Source organism: Pseudomonas sp. CP-1 (genome assembly GCF_021213715.1).
GTDB lineage: Bacteria > Pseudomonadota > Gammaproteobacteria > Pseudomonadales > Pseudomonadaceae > Pseudomonas > Pseudomonas aeruginosa.
The window spans coordinates 68,012-85,518 of record NZ_JAJQKY010000003.1; the positions used below are offsets into that span (position 1 = coordinate 68,012).

18 protein-coding genes are annotated in these 17,507 nt (G+C 64.4%); 4 read left to right on the forward strand and 14 right to left on the reverse strand.

All coding sequences use genetic code 11. From position 1 onward, the window contains the following. Positions 1-143 precede the first annotated feature (143 nt). The gene (rlmE, locus tag LT948_RS07265) at positions 144-767 is read right to left on the reverse strand and encodes a 23S rRNA (uridine(2552)-2'-O)-methyltransferase RlmE (protein WP_003095202.1); all 624 of its coding nucleotides are present in this window, start codon (positions 765-767) and stop codon (positions 144-146) included. Between the two features lie 94 nt (positions 768-861). Between rlmE and yhbY the strand changes: the two genes are divergently transcribed. Beyond that, the gene (gene yhbY, locus LT948_RS07270; RefSeq protein WP_003095204.1) at positions 862-1,176 is read left to right on the forward strand and encodes a ribosome assembly RNA-binding protein YhbY; all 315 of its coding nucleotides are present in this window, start codon (positions 862-864) and stop codon (positions 1,174-1,176) included. A 40-nt stretch (positions 1,177-1,216) separates the two neighbouring features. Here yhbY and LT948_RS07275 read toward each other — a convergent pair whose 3' ends face one another. The 9 genes from LT948_RS07275 to grpE all read right to left on the reverse strand — a co-directional run bounded on the left by LT948_RS07275 (position 1,217) and on the right by grpE (position 12,005). Then, on the reverse strand, positions 1,217-1,624 hold the full coding sequence (locus tag LT948_RS07275) for a DUF4149 domain-containing protein (protein ID WP_003109321.1): 408 nt from the start codon (positions 1,622-1,624) through the stop codon (positions 1,217-1,219). 10 nt (positions 1,625-1,634) lie between these two features. Beyond that, positions 1,635-2,111: a transcription elongation factor GreA gene (greA, locus tag LT948_RS07280; RefSeq protein ID WP_003095206.1), complete on the reverse strand. Its 477-nt coding sequence runs from the start codon at positions 2,109-2,111 to the stop codon at positions 1,635-1,637. After that, the gene (gene carB, locus LT948_RS07285) at positions 2,108-5,329 is read right to left on the reverse strand and encodes a carbamoyl-phosphate synthase large subunit (RefSeq protein ID WP_003095207.1); all 3,222 of its coding nucleotides are present in this window, start codon (positions 5,327-5,329) and stop codon (positions 2,108-2,110) included. Before carB ends, greA begins: the two co-directional genes overlap by 4 nt. Before the next feature lie 19 nt (positions 5,330-5,348). Next, positions 5,349-5,999: a leucine efflux protein LeuE gene (leuE, locus tag LT948_RS07290; protein ID WP_003095208.1), complete on the reverse strand. Its 651-nt coding sequence runs from the start codon at positions 5,997-5,999 to the stop codon at positions 5,349-5,351. 11 nt (positions 6,000-6,010) lie between these two features. Continuing rightward, positions 6,011-7,147, reverse strand: coding sequence for a glutamine-hydrolyzing carbamoyl-phosphate synthase small subunit (carA, locus tag LT948_RS07295; protein WP_073657200.1), 1,137 nt, complete (start codon positions 7,145-7,147; stop codon positions 6,011-6,013). Positions 7,148-7,329: 182 nt separating this feature from the next. Next, complete coding sequence (gene dapB, locus LT948_RS07300; RefSeq protein WP_003095210.1) at positions 7,330-8,136, reverse strand: 4-hydroxy-tetrahydrodipicolinate reductase; 807 nt, start codon at positions 8,134-8,136, stop codon at positions 7,330-7,332. Positions 8,137-8,192: 56 nt separating this feature from the next. Further along, the gene (gene dnaJ, locus LT948_RS07305) at positions 8,193-9,326 is read right to left on the reverse strand and encodes a molecular chaperone DnaJ (protein WP_003095211.1); all 1,134 of its coding nucleotides are present in this window, start codon (positions 9,324-9,326) and stop codon (positions 8,193-8,195) included. Positions 9,327-9,441: 115 nt separating this feature from the next. Next, positions 9,442-11,355, reverse strand: a complete 1,914-nt coding sequence (gene dnaK, locus LT948_RS07310; protein WP_003095212.1) for a molecular chaperone DnaK — start codon at positions 11,353-11,355, stop codon at positions 9,442-9,444. Positions 11,356-11,444: 89 nt separating this feature from the next. After that, positions 11,445-12,005 carry a nucleotide exchange factor GrpE gene (grpE, locus tag LT948_RS07315; RefSeq protein ID WP_003095213.1) on the reverse strand — a complete coding sequence of 187 codons (561 nt, stop codon included), beginning with the start codon at positions 12,003-12,005 and terminating at the stop codon, positions 11,445-11,447. A 167-nt stretch (positions 12,006-12,172) separates the two neighbouring features. Here grpE and recN point away from each other — a divergent pair, with 167 nt between their 5' ends. Next, positions 12,173-13,849, forward strand: a complete 1,677-nt coding sequence (gene recN, locus LT948_RS07320) for a DNA repair protein RecN (RefSeq protein ID WP_004352627.1) — start codon at positions 12,173-12,175, stop codon at positions 13,847-13,849. A gap of 69 nt (positions 13,850-13,918) precedes the next feature. Here recN and fur read toward each other — a convergent pair whose 3' ends face one another. Further along, the gene (fur, locus tag LT948_RS07325) at positions 13,919-14,323 is read right to left on the reverse strand and encodes a ferric iron uptake transcriptional regulator (RefSeq protein ID WP_003095216.1); all 405 of its coding nucleotides are present in this window, start codon (positions 14,321-14,323) and stop codon (positions 13,919-13,921) included. Between the two features lie 97 nt (positions 14,324-14,420). Here fur and LT948_RS07330 point away from each other — a divergent pair, with 97 nt between their 5' ends. Continuing rightward, entirely contained in the window at positions 14,421-14,951 is a 531-nt protein-coding gene (locus LT948_RS07330; protein ID WP_003109323.1) for an outer membrane protein assembly factor BamE, read from the forward strand. Between the two features lie 67 nt (positions 14,952-15,018). On the opposite strand, the gene LT948_RS07335 is transcribed toward LT948_RS07330, so the two are convergent. Continuing rightward, positions 15,019-15,324, reverse strand: coding sequence for an RnfH family protein (locus tag LT948_RS07335; protein WP_003095218.1), 306 nt, complete (start codon positions 15,322-15,324; stop codon positions 15,019-15,021). After that, a complete protein-coding gene (locus LT948_RS07340) occupies positions 15,317-15,751 on the reverse strand; it encodes a type II toxin-antitoxin system RatA family toxin (protein WP_004365389.1) in 435 nt (144 codons plus the stop codon). Before LT948_RS07340 ends, LT948_RS07335 begins: the two co-directional genes overlap by 8 nt. A gap of 274 nt (positions 15,752-16,025) precedes the next feature. On the opposite strand from LT948_RS07340, the gene smpB reads away from it, so the two are divergent. Next, positions 16,026-16,505: an SsrA-binding protein SmpB gene (gene smpB / locus LT948_RS07345; RefSeq protein WP_003100496.1), complete on the forward strand. Its 480-nt coding sequence runs from the start codon at positions 16,026-16,028 to the stop codon at positions 16,503-16,505. A 22-nt stretch (positions 16,506-16,527) separates the two neighbouring features. Here the strand turns inward: smpB and LT948_RS07350 are convergent, their stop codons facing one another. After that, a complete protein-coding gene (locus LT948_RS07350) occupies positions 16,528-17,301 on the reverse strand; it encodes an FCD domain-containing protein (RefSeq protein ID WP_003095221.1) in 774 nt (257 codons plus the stop codon). Positions 17,302-17,507 lie beyond the last annotated feature (206 nt).

Sequence of the window (17,507 nt, forward strand, 5' to 3'; positions counted from 1 at the left end):
GACGGCCAGACTCCTTCCGGCCAAAAGTACTACACAAGCGCCCGCGCACGCAGGCGTTGTCTGTAACCCTTTATGAACCCTCGCCCGTCCCGGCACAACAGGTCATCGACCAATAGACAGGCTATAGGGTCAATCATTCCAGTCTATTCCCCGCGAAAGCCGCGTGCGAGCAGATACTGTTCCCGCGAACGATCACGCGACGACAGGGGCTTGCGCATCTGTACCTTGTCGAACATTTCCCGGGCCTGCTTGTGGTACTGGTCGAAACCTTCGCCCTGGAAGATCTTGATCAGGAAATCGCCGCCCGGCCGCAGCACACGGCCGGCCAGGTCCAGCGCCAGTTCGCAGAGATACATGGCGCGCGGCTGGTCGGCGGCCCGCACTCCACTCATATTGGGGGCCATATCGGAAATCACAAGGTCTACCGGATGATCGCCGATCGCCTCGAGGATCCGCGCGAACACCGCGTCCTCGGTGAAGTCGCCCTGGATGAAGGTGACGTCGGGGATGCTGTCCATCTCGAGGATGTCCGAAGCGATCAGCCGGCCACGGTCGCCGATCACCCGGCTGGTGACCTGCGACCATCCGCCCGGCGCGGCGCCCAGGTCGACCACGGTCATGCCCGGACGCAGGATGCGGTCCTTCTCCTGGATCTCCAGCAGCTTGTAGCTGGCACGCGAGCGATAGCCATCGCGCTGGGCCATCTTCACGTAGGGATCGTCGAAATGTTCTTTCAGCCAACGCTGGCTGGTTTTGGAGCGGGCCACGGAATACCTCTTCGGGCACCCCCGGTCGGCGGGGGCAGCATCACTTGGACTAAAACTGGGGTAAAATAGACGACTTTTTCCCAGGGGTCTGATTATGGCGCTCACTCAAGAGCAGAAGAAACAGTTCAAATCTATCGGTCACCACCTGAAACCGGTATTGATCGTAGCCGAGAACGGCTTGACCGAAGGCGTTCTCGCCGAACTCGAGCGCGCACTCAACGATCACGAACTGATCAAGGTGAAACTGGCGCTGGCCGAGCGCGACGATCGCCGCGCCCTGCTCGACGAACTCTGCGCGCAGTCGCGCAGCGACCTGGTGCAAAGCATCGGCAAGATGGCGCTGGTCTATCGGAAGAACCCGAAGCCGAACAAGAATCTCTCGAACATCAGCCGTTTCGCCGGCATCTGATGCCCCATCCAACCAAGGTCGGGAAACTTCCCGACCTGGTTCAGACGCCTTCCTCGTCCCGCCCCGGTACCGGCTGCAACACCAGCAGCAGGCCACACATCGCCACCGCCAGGTAGTTGAACAGCAGCCAGCGCACCGCCTCGGGCGCCAGCCCACGCACCAGGAAATACACCAGGCAGAGCAGCGCGACGGCGAGCAACAACTGACCGCGAAGGTCTCGCCAGAGGCTCCTCGGCCCGTGGCTCGACACCAACACCAGCGCCTGCAGCACCGCACAGAATCCGGCGAAGCCGATCAGCAGCGGCGTCAACGCCGCGGCTACGGTTTCCACCAGCAGCGGCGCCAGTCCGGTCTTGGCCAACGCAGGCAGGACCACGAACTGCAGCAACCAGAGGCCGCCGACCCAGAACGTCTGGGCCAGCAGCCAACTGATCGCGCCTGCGCGCAACGGGGCGCGCTTAGATATGGCGAACCTCGACGATCTCGTACTCGACGTCGCCGCCCGGGGTTCTCACCAGCACGGCATCGCCTTCGGTCTTGCCAATCAGCGCACGGGCGATCGGCGAATTCACCGAGATCTTGCCACCCTTGATATCCGCCTCGTCGTCGCCGACGATCTGGTAGGTCACGGTCTCGTCGGTCTCGACGTTGGCGATGTCGACGGTGGTGCCGAAGATCACCTTGCCGCTGTGCGGGATGGCGGTGACATCGATGACCTGGGCGTTGGACAGCTTGGCCTCGATGTCGCGGATACGCGCCTCGACCATGCCCTGCTGTTCGCGCGCCGCATGGTACTCGGCGTTTTCCTTGAGGTCGCCCAGTTCACGCGCTTCGGCGATGGCCTGGCTGATCTGCGGGCGCAGCACGCCCTTCAGGTGTTTCACTTCTTCTTCCAGGGCGCGGGCGCCCTGGACGGTCATGGGGAACTTGCTCATGCCTTGATTCCTGCGTGGAGATCCTGCAGACGCCGAACGGTCTTCTCGGGACCGAACTTGAGCGCCTCACAGATCGCCTGCCCACCCGCAATGGTGGTGGTGCAGCAGATCTTGTGCTGCAGGGCGTTTCGACGAATGGAGTAGGAGTCAGCGATGGACTGCCGGCCCTCGGTGGTGTTGATGATCAGGGTGACCTCGTCGTTCTTGATCATGTCCACCACGTGCGGGCGACCTTCGGTCACCTTGTTCACGCGACGCACCGGCAGGCCTGCGGCTTCGATGACACGCGCGGTACCGGCGGTGGCTACCACTTCGAAGCCCAGCGCGACCAGGTCGCCAGCCACCTGGGCGGCGAACGGCTTGTCGTCTTCGCGGACGCTGATGAAGGCGCAACCGGCGGTCGGGAGGATCTCGCTGGCCCCCAACTGAGCCTTGGCAAAGGCTTCGGCAAAGCTATCACCGACGCCCATCACTTCACCAGTGGACTTCATTTCCGGGCCGAGGATCGGATCGACGCCGGGGAACTTGGCGAACGGGAACACCGCTTCCTTGACGCTGAAGAACGGCGGGATGATTTCCTGGGTGAAGCCGACCTCGGCCAGGGTCTTGCCGGCCATGACGCGGGCGGCGACCTTGGCCAGCGACTCGCCGACGCACTTGGAGACGAACGGCACGGTACGCGAGGCGCGCGGATTGACCTCGATGACGAAGATATCCTCGCCCTGCACCGCCATCTGCACGTTCATCAGGCCGACCACGCCAAGCTCCAGGGCCATTTTCTTGACCTGCTCGCGGATCTCGTCCTGGATGTGCTGCGGCAGCGAGTACGGCGGCAGCGAACAGGCGGAGTCGCCGGAGTGAACGCCAGCCTGCTCGATATGCTGCATGATCGCGCCGATCACCACGATCTCGCCGTCGCATACCGCGTCGATGTCGACTTCGATGGCGCAGTTGAGGAAGTGATCGAGCAGCACCGGGCTGTCGTTGGAAACCTGCACCGCCTCGCGCATGTAGCGCTTGAGTTCTTCTTCCTGGTAGACGATTTCCATCGCCCGCCCGCCCAGCACGTAGGACGGGCGTACCACCAGCGGATAACCGATGGCCTTGGACGCGGCCAGGGCCTCGTCTTCGCTGCGCGCGGTAGCGTTGGCCGGCTGGCGCAGGTTCAGGCGCTGGACCATCTGCTGGAAGCGCTCGCGGTCTTCGGCACGGTCGATGGCGTCCGGGCTGGTGCCGATGATCGGCACGCCGGCCTCTTCGAGGGCGCGGCAGAGCTTCAGCGGGGTCTGGCCGCCGTACTGGACGATCACGCCCTTGGGCTGCTCGACGCGGACGATCTCAAGGACGTCCTCGAGGGTCACCGGCTCGAAGTACAGGCGGTCGGAGGTGTCATAGTCGGTGGAGACGGTTTCCGGGTTGCAGTTGACCATGATGGTCTCGTAGCCGTCTTCGCGCATCGCCAGCGCCGCGTGCACGCAGCAGTAGTCGAACTCGATGCCCTGGCCGATGCGGTTCGGACCGCCGCCGAGGATCATGATCTTCTCGCGGCTCGACGGGTTGGCCTCGCACTCTTCCTCGTAGGTCGAATACATGTAGGCGGTGTCGGTGGCGAACTCGGCGGCGCAAGTATCGACACGCTTGTAGACCGGCAGCACCTTCAGCTTGTGGCGATGGCTGCGCAGGTTCTTCTCGGTGACGCCTAGCAGCTTGGCCAGGCGCGCGTCGGAGAAGCCCTTGCGCTTGAGCTTGTACATCAGCTCGCGATCGATGGAGGACAGGCCGAGGGTCTTGACCTTCTCCTCGTCCTTGACCAGGTCCTCGATCTGCACCAGGAACCATTCGTCGATGCGGGTCAGCTCGAACACTTCCTCGACGCTCTTGCCGGCGCGGAAGGCGTCGGCGACGTACCAGACACGCTCGGCGCTGGGCACGGTCAGCTCGCGCTTGAGGATGCTGTCGGCCTCCGGGTCGTTCAGGTCGAGCTTCGGATCGAAGCCGGTGGCGCCGACTTCCAGGCCGCGCAAGGCTTTCTGCACCGACTCCTGGAAGGTCCGGCCGATGGCCATGACTTCGCCGACCGACTTCATCTGGGTGGTCAGGCGGGCATCGGCTTTCGGGAACTTCTCGAAGGCGAAGCGCGGGATCTTGGTCACCACGTAGTCGATGGCCGGCTCGAACGACGCCGGGGTGCGACCGCCGGTGATGTCGTTCTGCAGTTCGTCGAGGGTGTAGCCGACCGCCAGCTTGGCGGCGATCTTGGCGATCGGGAAACCGGTGGCCTTGGAGGCCAGGGCCGAGGAGCGGGAAACCCGCGGGTTCATCTCGATCACCACCATGCGCCCGGTGTTCGGGCAGATGCCGAACTGCACGTTGGAACCGCCGGTTTCCACGCCGATCTCGCGCAATACCGCCAGCGAGGCGTTGCGCATGATCTGGTATTCCTTGTCGGTCAGGGTCTGCGCCGGTGCCACGGTGATCGAGTCACCGGTGTGCACGCCCATCGGGTCGAAGTTCTCGATGGAGCAGACGATGATGCAGTTGTCCTTCTTGTCGCGGACCACCTCCATCTCGTACTCCTTCCAGCCGATCAGCGACTCGTCGATCAGCAGCTCGTTGGTCGGCGACAGGTCGAGGCCACGGGCGCAGATCTCTTCGAACTCTTCACGGTTGTAGGCGATACCGCCGCCGGTGCCGCCCATGGTGAAGGACGGACGGATGATGCAGGGGAAGCCAACCTGCTCGAGCACGCCGTAGGCCTCCTCCATGCTGTGGGCGATGCCCGAGCGCGGACAGGCCAGGCCGATATCCTTCATCGCCTTGTCGAAGCGCGAGCGGTCCTCGGCCTTGTCGATGGTATCGGCATTGGCGCCGATCATCTCCACGCCGAACTTCTCCAGCACGCCGTGGCGCTCCAGGTCCAGGGCGCAGTTCAGCGCAGTCTGGCCGCCCATGGTCGGCAGCAGCGCGTCGGGGCGTTCCTTCTCGATGATCTTGGCCACGGTGGCCCACTTGATCGGCTCGATGTAGGTCGCGTCGGCCATCGCCGGGTCGGTCATGATGGTCGCGGGGTTGGAGTTCACCAGGATGACGCGGTAGCCCTCCTCGCGCAGGGCCTTGCAGGCCTGGGCGCCGGAGTAGTCGAATTCGCAGGCCTGGCCAATCACGATGGGGCCGGCACCGAGGATCAGGATGCTCTTTATGTCTGTACGTTTTGGCATGGGACTCTCGTTGCAATAATCAGGACAGGGTTGCGGTGGCCAGCTTCACACCAAAGCCGACGAACAGGGCGCCGACGCCCGAAGTGGCGCCGGCAGCCAACCGTTGCCGCCGGCGGAACCAGGCCGCCAGCCGCACACCGGTGAAAATCAGGAAGCTCAGGTAAAGGGCGCTGACCAGTTCCAGGATCACCGCCAGCACCAGGAACGACAGCCCCGGATAGGCATAGCCGGGATCGACGAACTGGATGAAGAAGGAGATGAAGAACAGGATCGCCTTGGGATTCGACAGGCTGAGCAGCAGCGCCTTGCGGAACGGCTGGTGGACATCCACCTGTTCGGCCTGCGCCGCCGTCGCCTCGGGATTGCGCAGCTTGCGCCAGGCGCCCCGCAGCATGCCGACGCCGAGATAGAACAGGTAGGCCGCACCGAGGTACTTCAGGCCGATGAACAGCATCGGCTCGGCCTTCAGCAGGGAGGCCACGCCAAGAGCCGACAGCAGCATCAGCACCGCGTCGCCGAGGAACACGCCGCAGGCGGCCCGGTAGCCGGTCGCCACGCCACGCTGGGCCGAAGTCGCGAGGACGAACAACGAGTTCGGTCCGGGCAACAGGATCACGAAAACCACACCCAGCACGTAGGTCCAGAAATCGGTTATCCCCAGGGTCGGCATGGCTCTGCTCCTCAGCGACGCTCGGCTATCGCCGAGATGAAGCGGTCGAACAGCGGGGCGACGTCATGCGGACCGGGGCTCGCCTCGGGGTGGCCCTGGAAGCTGAAAGCGACCTTGTCGGTGCGCTCGATACCCTGCAGGGTACCGTCGAACAGCGACTTGTGAGTGGCTCGCAGGTTGTCCGGCAGGGTGCTCTCGTCGACCGCGAAACCGTGGTTCTGGCTGGTGATCATCACCACGCCGCTGTCCAGGTCCTGCACCGGGTGGTTGGCGCCGTGGTGCCCGTGGCCCATCTTCAGGGTCTTGGCGCCAGAGGCCAGGGCCAGCAACTGATGGCCGAGGCAGATGCCGAACACCGGGATCTCGGTATCGAGGAATTCGCGGATCGCCTGGATCGCGTAGTCGCACGGTTCGGGGTCGCCGGGGCCGTTGGAAAGGAAGATGCCGTCAGGGTTCAGCGCCAGCACTTCGCTGGCCGGTGTCTGCGCCGGCACCACGGTCAGGCGGCAGCCGCGCGCCACCAGCATGCGTAGGATGTTCAGCTTCACGCCGTAGTCGTAGGCCACCACGTGATACGGCAGTTCACCGGCCGGGATCTCCGGATGACTGTCGCTTTCCAGGTTCCAGACGCTGGAGCGCCACTCGTAGCGCTCGGCGGTGGTGACCTCCTTGGCCAGGTCCATGCCCTTCAGGCCGGGGAAGGCGCGAGCCAGCTCCAGCGCGCGTTCCTCGGTAGCGTCGGCACCAGCCAGGATGCAGCCGTTCTGCGAACCCTTCTCGCGGAGGATACGGGTCAGGCGACGGGTATCGATGCCGGCGATGGCGACGGTGCCGTTGGCTTTCAGGTAGTCAGGCAGCGACTGCTTGCTGCGCCAGTTGCTGGCGATCAGCGGCAGGTCGCGGATGATCAGGCCGGCGGCCCAGACACGGTTGGCCTCGGCGTCTTCCGGGGTGGTACCGGTATTGCCGATGTGTGGGTAGGTCAGGGTGACGATCTGCTGGGCGTAGGAAGGATCGGTAAGGATTTCCTGGTAGCCGGTCATGGCGGTGTTGAACACCACCTCGCCAACGGTCTGGCCGTCGGCACCGATGGCTTCACCGCGAAAAATGCTGCCGTCGGCAAGTGCAAGTATGGCTGGCTTAGTCAAGAAGACCTCCCGTAAATCAAGCCTGACTGGTCGCGCAGGTGTAAAAAAGCGGGATGACACCGTGAAGAGTCATCCCGCTTTTTTTCGATTCATGCTGCGCTGCTTTTAGTGGACACACTAAAGCTGTAGTTTACAGAATCGCGACATTCCGGTCCACCAATAAGACGACGTGCGGCAGCGTCTCAGCGTAGACCGAGCACATCCTGCATGTCGTACAGGCCGTTCTCCTTGCCCTCCAGCCACAGTGCCGCACGCACCGCGCCACGGGCAAAGGTCATGCGGCTGGAAGCCTTGTGGGTGATCTCCACGCGCTCGCCCTCGGCGGCGAACAGCACGGTGTGGTCGCCCACCACGTCGCCGGCGCGCACGGTGGCGAAGCCGATGGTTTCCCGCGCCCGCGCGCCGGTCTGCCCCTCACGTCCGTAGACCGCCACTTCCTGGAGGTCCCGGCCGAGCGCCTGGGCTACCACCTCGCCCATGCGCAAGGCGGTGCCGGACGGTGCATCGACCTTGTGCCGGTGATGGGCCTCGATGATCTCGATATCCACTTCGTCGCCCAGCACCCGTGCCGCGGTATCCAGAAGCTTCAGGCAAAGGTTCACGCCGACGCTGAAGTTGGCAGCGAAGACGATCGGGATATCCTTCGCCGCTTCGGCCAGCAGCAGCTTCTCGTCGGCGCTGAAGCCGGTGGTGCCGATGACCATCGCGCGGCGCGCCTTGCGGCACTGCTCGATGTTCTTCAGGGTTACGGAGGGATGGGTGAAGTCGATCAGGACGTCGAACTCCTCGCAGACCTTGCCCAGGTCCCCGGACAGCGGCACGCCGATCCGGCCGAGACCGGCCAGCTCGCCGGCGTCCGCCCCCACCAGGGTGCTATCCGGACGATCCACCGCCGCCGTCAGCCCGGCGGCACCGCCGGTCTGCTGAACGGCCTCGATCAGGTTCTTGCCCATGCGCCCGGCGGCGCCCACTACGGCTATACGTCGCATAAAACCACTCCACGCGGAACCCGGACGCGGCGGTCAGGCCGCGCCCATGGCTTTGTTTATAGGTCGTCGAAGAAACGCTTCATGCCTTCGAACCAGCCACTGGCCTTGGGCGAATGCGAGGTGTCGCTCTGCAACGACTTGCGGAACTCCTCGAGCAGCTCGCGCTGGCGCTTGTCCAGGTTCACCGGGGTTTCCACTACCACCTTGCACATCAGGTCGCCGGCGCCGCCGCCGCGCACCGGGGCCACGCCCTTGCCGCGCAGGCGGAACAGCTTGCCGGTCTGGGTGCTTTCCGGAATCTTCAGCTTGACCCGGCCATCCAGGGTCGGCACTTCCAGCTCGCCACCCAACGCAGCGTCGGCGAAACTGATCGGCACTTCGCAGTACAGATGCTTGCCGTCGCGCTGGAAGATCGGGTGCTCGCGCACATTGACCACCACGTACAGGTCGCCCGCCGGACCACCCATGCTGCCGGCCTCGCCTTCGCCGGTGAGGCGGATGCGGTCGCCGGTGTCGACGCCGGCCGGCACCTTCACCGACAGAGTCTTCTGCTCTTCCACGCGCCCCTGCCCATGGCAGGAGCCACAGGGATCGGAAATCATCTTGCCGGTGCCGTGGCAGCGCGGGCAGGTCTGCTGGACCGAGAAGAAGCCCTGCTGCATGCGCACCTGACCGATACCGCCGCAAGTGGTGCAGGTGACCGGTGTGGTACCGGGCTTGGCGCCGCTGCCGTTGCAGGTCTTGCAACCGACCAGGGTCGGCACGCGGATGGTGACGGTGGTGCCGCGTACCGCCTCTTCCAAGTCGAGATCCAGGGTGTAGCGCAGGTCCGCGCCGCGCTGCGCGCCGCCGCGCGAGCCACCGCGGGCGCCGCCGCCACCGAAGAAATCGCTGAACACATCGCCGAAGATGTCGGAGAAGCTCGCCCCGCCGAAACCGGCGCCAGCGCCCCCACCCATGTTCGGATCGACGCCGGCATGGCCGTACTGGTCGTAGGCCGCCCGCTTGCTGGCATCGGAGAGGACCTCGTAGGCCTCGTTGGCCTCCTTGAACTTGTCCTCGGCTTCCTTGTCGCCAGGATTGCGGTCCGGGTGGTATTTCATCGCCAGGCGACGGTAGGCCTTCTTCAGGTCCGCCTCGCTGGCGCCACGCTCAACCCCCAGAACCTCGTAAAAGTCTCGTTTCGCCATAACCTTTCCGTCTCAATTAAGGACCCTCCAGACACGCCAACGCGGGAGCAGGCTCCCGCGTGGCGGATCATGCGTACCGGCCTGGCCGGCACGCGGGGCAGAAGCAAGCCGGGGCTTACTTGTTGTCCTTGACCTCTTCGAACTCGGCGTCCACCACGTCGTCAGCGGCTTTCGCCTGCTCGCCCTGGGGAGCGTCTTCGCCCTGCTGGGCCTGTTCGGCGTACATCTTCTGCGCCAGCGGGGTGGAAGCCTGGGACAGAGCGTTCATCTTGGCCTCGATCTCGGCCTTGTCGTCGCCCTTCACCGCCGCTTCCAGCTCGCCCAGCGCCTTCTCGATGGTCGCCTTGTCCTCGGCGGTGGCCTTGTCGCCCGCCTCGGTGATCATCTTGCGGGTCGCGTGGACCAGCGCGTCGCCCTGGTTGCGAGCGGCAGCCAGTTCCTCGAACTTGCGGTCCTCCTCGGCGTTCGCCTCGGCATCGCGGACCATCTGCTGGATCTCATCCTCGGACAGGCCGGAGGATGCCTTGATCACGATGGACTGCTGCTTGCCGGTGGCCTTGTCCTTCGCCGAGACGTGCAGGATGCCGTTGGCATCGATATCGAAGGTCACCTCGATCTGCGGCACGCCGCGCGGAGCCGGCGGAATGTCGGCCAGGTCGAACTTGCCCAGCGACTTGTTCTGCGCGGCCTGCTTGCGCTCGCCCTGCAGCACGTGGATGGTCACCGCGCCCTGGTTGTCGTCGGCGGTGGAGAACACCTGCGACTTCTTGGTCGGGATAGTGGTGTTCTTCTCGATCAGACCGGTCATCACGCCGCCCAGGGTCTCGATGCCGAGGGTCAGCGGGGTCACGTCGAGCAGCAGCACGTCCTTCACGTCGCCGGCCAGGACCGCGCCCTGGATGGCGGCACCGACAGCCACGGCTTCGTCCGGGTTGACGTCCTTGCGCGCTTCCTTGCCGAAGAACTCGGCAACGGTCTTCTGTACCAGCGGCATGCGGGTCTGGCCGCCGACCAGGATCACTTCATGGATATCGGAAACATCCAGGCCGGCATCCTTCAGCGCGGTGCGGCACGGTTCGATGGTGCGCTGCACCAGGTCTTCGACCAGGGACTCCAGCTTGGCGCGGGAAACCTTGACGTTCAGGTGCTTCGGACCGCTCGCGTCGGCAGTCACGTACGGCAGGTTGACGTCGGTCTGCTGGGTCGAGGACAGCTCGATCTTGGCTTTCTCGGCCGCTTCCTTCAGACGCTGCATGGCCAGCGGGTCGCCCTTCAGGTTGATGCCGCTTTCCTTCTTGAACTCGTCGACGAGGTAGTCGATCAGGCGGATGTCGAAGTCTTCGCCGCCGAGGAAGGTGTCGCCGTTGGTGGCCAGCACTTCGAACTGATGCTCGCCGTCGACTTCGGCGATCTCGATCACCGACACGTCGAAGGTACCGCCGCCCAGGTCATAGACGATCACGGTGTGGTCGCCCTTGGCCTTGTCCAGGCCGTAGGCCAGCGCCGCCGCGGTCGGCTCGTTGATGATCCGCTTGACGTCGAGGCCGGCGATACGGCCGGCGTCCTTGGTGGCCTGGCGCTGGCTGTCGTTGAAGTAGGCCGGAACGGTGATCACCGCTTCGGTGACCGGCTCGCCGAGGTAGTCTTCGGCGGTCTTCTTCATTTTCTTCAGCACTTCGGCGGAAATCTGCGGAGGCGCCATCTTCTGGCCCTTCACTTCCACCCAGGCGTCGCCGTTGTCGGCCTTGACGATGCTGTACGGCACCATCTGGATGTCTTTCTGTACCACGTTCTCTTCGAAGCGACGGCCGATCAGGCGCTTCACCGCATACAGGGTGTTCTGCGGGTTGGTGACCGCCTGGCGCTTGGCCGGCTGGCCCACCAGGGTTTCGCCATCGTTGGTGTAGGCGATGATCGAGGGGGTGGTACGCGCGCCCTCGGCGTTCTCGATGACCTTGACGTTACCGTTCTCCAGGATAGCCACGCAGGAGTTGGTGGTACCCAGGTCGATGCCAATGATTTTGCCCATATTCACTCTCCAGAAACTTTGATTCCGTGCGACCCGCCCGTGGGTCTCGTGCTCGGTTGACTACCCAGATGGGGTCGTCGCGTCGAATTTCAAGCCTGCTCGTCGATGGAAGGCGGGGTTTCCGCCGGCGCCTTGCTGACCACCACCATCGCCGGACGCAGCAGGCGGCCGTTGAGCAGGTAGCCTTTCTGGAACACCTTGAGGACACTGCCCGGCTCGGCCGAAGCGCTTTCCTGCATGGCCATCGCCTGGTGCTGCTCGGGGTTGAAAGGCTCGCCTTCCGGGTTCAGCGCCTCCACCTGGTAGCGGCGCAGGGTGTCGTCGAACATCTTCAGGGTCAGTTCCATCCCTTCGCGCATCGGCTTGATCGCCTCGTCGTTGGGATCGGACATCTCCAGGCCGCGCTCGAGGGTGTCGACCACCGCCAGCAGGTCGCCGGCGAATTTCTCCAGCGCGAACTTGTGCGCCTTCTCGACATCCTGCTCCGCACGCCGGCGTACGTTCTGCAGATCCGCGACCATGCGCAGCGCCTGGTCCTGGGCGGCAGCCAGCTGCTCCTCCAGTTCCTGCACGCGGGCGGTCAGGTCCTCGGCGGCGCCGGTGGGCTGCTCGGGGGTCTGTTGATCCAGGGTCTGCTGTTCGTCAGCCATGCCACTCTCCTTCAAAAATAAGCTGGCAAATACAAGGCGAACGCATAAGTTCGCAACGTTGCCGGCTATATGGGGACGGCTTTCCACGGTTCAAGGGGCGAGCGGCAATTGCCAGCCGGAAAAAATACTGTATAAATAACCAGACAAAACCCACGGAGCCGCCCGCCATGCTGGTTCACCTGTCCGTTCACAACTACGCCATCGTCGAGCACCTGGATCTCGAACTCGCTACCGGCATGAGCGTGATCACCGGCGAAACCGGCGCGGGCAAGTCGATCATGCTCGACGCCCTCGGCCTTACCCTCGGCGACCGCGCCGACAGCGGCGCGGTACGTCCCGGAGCGGACAAGGCCGACATTCTCGCCAGCTTCGACGTCAGCGCCATCGCCGAGGCCCGCGACTGGCTCGCCGAGCGCGACCTGGAACAGGACGGTCCGTGCATCCTGCGCCGGGTGATCACTGCCGAAGGTCGCTCGCGTGCCTACATCAACGGCACGCCCTGCCCTCTGGGCGACCTGAAGAGCCTGGGCGAACTGCTGATCGACATCCATAGCCAGCACGAGCACCAGTCGCTGCTGAAGAGCGAGACCCACCGTCGCCTGCTCGACGAGTACGCCGGCTGCCAGGAGCTGGCGCGCCAGGTGCAGCTCGCCGCGCAACGCTGGAAGCAGACCAGCCAGGAACTCGAACGCCTGTCGCGTAGCGGCGACGAACAACGCGCCCGCCACCAGTTGCTCAGCTACCAGCTGGAAGAACTGGAAAACCTGTCCCTCGGCGAAAACGAACTGGAAAGCCTGGAACAGGAGCAGAAGACCCTGAGCAACGCCGAAAGCCTACTCGCCGCCTGCCGCCAAGTCGTGGAAATGTGCAGCGAGAGCGATGCCGGCAACGTCCTTTCCGCGCTCAATGCCAGCCTCAGCCGCCTGACCTCGTTCAGCAGCCAGCCCGCCGCCCTAGGCGAAGCGGTCAACCTGTTGTCCAGCGCGCAGATCCAGGTCGAGGAGGCGATCGGCGAACTGAACCGCTTCGTCGACCACTTCGATGCCGATCCCAATCGCCAGCAGCAGGTCGAGGAGCGCCTGGACGTCATTTATTCCCTGGCGCGCAAGCACCGGGTCCAGCCCGCCGAACTGGCCGACCTGCAGCAGCGCCTGTTCGACGAACTGGAGGCGCTGAACGCCGACGACGAAGCGGTCGGACGCCTGGGCGACGAGCTGGCCGCCTACGCCCGGCATTACCAGGAAAAAGCCGACGAACTGAGCCGCCTGCGCCAGGCCGCGGCCGCACCTCTTGCCGCCAGCGTGGAGCAGGAAATGCAGCGCCTGGGCATGCCCGGAGGGCGCTTCGCCATCGTCCTGCATCCCGGCGACAGCGCCGAGCCGCAGGCCAACGGACTGGAAAGCGTGGAGTTCCTGGTCAGCGCCAACCCCGGGCAGCCGTTGAAAGGGCTGGCCAAGGTCGCCTCGGGCGGCGAACTGTCGCGGATCAGCCTGGCGATCCAGGTGATCACGGCACAGACCTCGCGCATCCCCACCCTGGTCTTCGACGAAGTCGACGTCGGCATCGGTGGCCCCACCGCCGAAGTGGTCGGACAGTTGCTGCGTCGCCTCGGCGAACGCGGCCAGGTCCTCACCGTGACCCACTTGCCGCAGGTCGCCGCCCAGGGCCACCAGCACCTGTTCGTGCACAAGGAACGCGGCAGCAGCGAAACCCGCACGGCGGTCGCCACCCTGAACAAGGCCCAGCGGATCGAGGAGATCGCCCGCATGCTCGGCGGCGTCGACCTGACCAAGGAATCCCTGGCCCACGCGAAGAAACTGGTCAACCTGGCCGCCCAGAACTGAACGTTCCTTCAATGGAAAATGAAAACGGCGACCCCAGGGTCGCCGTTTTCGCATGGAACCGTTGCGCGACTACTTCTTCTTGCGCACGTAGAGCACCAGATTGTGATCGACCAGCTCGAAGCCGCGCTCGCGGACGATTTCCTTCTGGCGCTTCTCGATTTCCGCGTCCATGAACTCGATCACCTCGCCGGTATCGACGCAGACCATGTGGTCGTGGTGGCCGCTATCGGCGAGCTCGAACACGGCATGGCCGCCATCGAAGTTGTGACGCACCACCAGGCCGGCGGCCTCGAACTGGGTCAGCACCCGATAGACGGTTGCCAGGCCCACGTCCTCGCCTGCTTCCATCAGCGCCTTGTACACGTCTTCGGCGCTCATGTGGCGTTGCTCGGCCGAGTCGAGCATCTGCAGGATCTTGACCCGCGGCAGGGTCACTTTAAGGCCGGCTTTTCGAAGTTCGCTATTTTCAACCATGTCTGCTTTCTCAGCGCGGGATGTTTCGCAGTATCCCGGAATACGGGTATGATCGGGCTTTTATTTGCCCAGCCAAGATAGTGGAAGTCGCTCACCGATGCAAAACGCCAAGCTCATGCTGACCTGTCTCGCTTTCGCGGGGCTTGCCGCACTCGCCGGTTGCTCGTTTCCTGGCGTCTATAAAATCGACATCCAGCAAGGCAACGTCGTAACGCAGGACATGATAGACCAGTTGCGTCCCGGAATGACCCGACGCCAAGTGCGGTTTATCATGGGCAACCCGCTGATCGTCGATACCTTCCACGCCAATCGTTGGGACTACCTCTACAGCATCCAGCCGGGCGGCGGTCGTCGCCAGCAGGAGCGCGTCAGCCTGTTCTTCAACGACAGCGACCAACTGGCCGGCCTGAACGGCGACTTCATGCCCGGCGTCAGCCGCGACGAAGCGATCCTCGGCAAGGAAGGCAGCACCACCGTCACCCAGCCGGCCGACCAGCAGAAACCGGAAGAGCAGAAGGAAGAGCCGCCGAAACCGGGCTCCACCCTGGAACAGCTCCAGCGCGAAGTGGACGAAGCCCAGCCGGTACCGGTTCCGACCCCCGAACCTTTGGACCCCAGCCCGCAATGACGGCTGGCGTTCCACGAAAAAGCCCGGCATTCGCCGGGCTTTTTCATTTCCGCAGGAAACCCCGCGGCTAACCGCCTTCGCGCTCGCTCCGGGCCCGTGCGGCACGCTGCTTGCGCACCTCCTTGGGATCGGCGATCAGCGGGCGGTAGATCTCCACCCGTTCGCCGGCCTCCAGCACCCGCTCCTCCGGGCGAGCCAGGAGCTTGCCGAAGATACCCAGCGGACAACCTTGCACATCCAGCCCTGGAAACGCCTCGGCGATGCCGGAGAGCAGCACGGCTTCGCGTGCGCTGGTACCTGCCGGCACGCTCAGGCGCAGTAAAGCCTGTCGCTCCGGCAGCGCGTAGACCACCTCGACGGCGATCTCAGCCATAGAGTTGCTTGGCGCGCTGGCAGAACGCGTCGACCATGGTGTTGGCGGCCTGGGTGAACAGCGGCCCGAGGGTCGCCTTGACCAGCGGCCCGGCGTAATCGAAGGTCAGGTCGAGAGTGATCTTGCAGGCCTTCTCGCCCAGCGCCTTGAACTGCCAGACACCATGCAGCTCGGTGAACGGTCCGTTTTCCAGGTTCATCTCGATGGAAGTTCCCGGCACCAGCACGTTGCGGGTGGTGAAGCGCTGGCTGAGGCTACCCTTGGCCACGGTCAGCTCGGCGCGCATCAGGCTTTCGCTCTCCTCCAGGACCTGGCTGGCCGAACACCAGGGCAGGAACTCCGGATAGCGCTTCACGTCGTTCACCAGATCGAACAGCGCACGGGCGGGATAAGGCAACAGCGCCGAACGCTGGATATGGGTGCTCATAGAACTCTCACTTCTGCTGTCGAGCGGGCGACTCCCCAAGCATAGCCGGCGGGACGGCGGCATCCGCCACGGCGGCGCGCTGCGCCCGCCGACCGGGGCCAGGGTTCGGCAGAAAAACGCTCAGCACAGCCTGACGCCACTTGAAGACTTTTCTTACAAAACCTTGGCCAGCGGCCAGGAAAAGAGTGGGCATTGTCCGAAATTCACCTCTATCCCTCAAGCGCGACGCCGCCCCATAGCGGTGAAGCCGGCGACTCCCTATAATGCGCCGCCTATGGCTAAGCAGAAGAAACACCCTTCGGGGACCATCGCGCAGAACAAGAAGGCTCTGCACGACTATTTCATCGAACAACGCTTTGAGGCGGGCGTCGCCCTGGCGGGCTGGGAAGTGAAAAGCCTGCGCGCCGGCAAGGCCCAACTGGTCGACAGCTACGTGCTGCTCAAGGATGGCGAGGCCTGGCTGCTCGGCAGCCACATCACGCCCCTGACCACCGCCAGCACGCACGTGATCGCCGACCCGGTGCGCACGCGCAAGCTGCTGCTGCACAAGCGCGAACTGGGCAAGCTGTTCGGCGCCGTGCAACAGAAAGGCTACGCCTGCGTCGCCCTGTCGATGTACTGGAAGAAGCACCTGGTCAAGTGCGAGATCGCCCTGGCCAAGGGCAAGAAGGACTTCGACAAGCGCCACACCGAGAAGGAGCGCGACTCCGATCGGGAGATCCAGCGCGCCATGCGCCACGGCAAGGACGACTGAGCGCGTCCCTGCCCGCGCCTCGCTAGTCCTCCTGCACGCTGCGCCGGCGCTGCGAGCGCTTCATCCTGCGCGCCTCTTCCTGGACCTCCGCCAGGACCTCCTGCACATAGTGGATGTGCTGGTTGGACACCTCCCGGGCCAGCTCCGCCTGACCGCTGATGATCGCGTCGTATAGGCGCTGGTGCTGCTCCATCAGTTGCGCGCGGGTTTCCGTGCGCTGCGCGTACATCCCGCCGATATTGGTCACCACGTTGCGCCGCAACAAGTCGAACAGGCCCTTGATGGTGTGCAGCAGCACGGTGTTGTGGCTGGCCTCGGCGATCGCCAGGTGGAAGCGCGCGTCGGCGGCGCCCTCTTCCGCGCTGACCTGGTCGTTGCGCGCATAGCAGGCCTGGAGCGCCTCGAAGGCCTCGGTCAGGCGCTGGTGATCGAGGGAGGTCGCACGCAGCGCCGCGTAGTAGGCACAGGACCCTTCCAGCGTGTGGCGAAACTCCAGCAGGTCGCGCTGGGCCTCCGGGTTACCCTCCAGCAGGTGCAGCAGCGGATCGCTGAAAGTCGCGCCCAGCGATTCGGTCACATAGTTGCCGCCACCCTGGCGGCTGACCAGCAGCCCCTTCGCCACCAGTTTCTGGATCGCCTCGCGCAGCGACGGCCGGGAAACCCCGAACTGCTCGGCAAGCACGCGCTCGGCGGGCAGCCGCTCGCCGGACTTCAGCGTGCCCTCCAGGATCATCGCCTCCAGTTGCGCAACGATGTCATCCGACAGACGGCGCTGCCTGACCTGACCAAATTCCATATCCCGACACCCTTACCCGAAGTTTCGTCGCAAAGCCTCTGCCATGCGCCCAGCGCGAAAAAGAGAGGAAGCGTACCGAGCCGCTCCCCGCACCACAAGCGAGGCGCCACGAGCCCCGCACGAGCATCCTTAGACAAAAGTCGTAGACGGGCAAATTGACACGCCGAACGCTCGACTCTTAACCTGAGCGCTCGCTTTTGTAAATT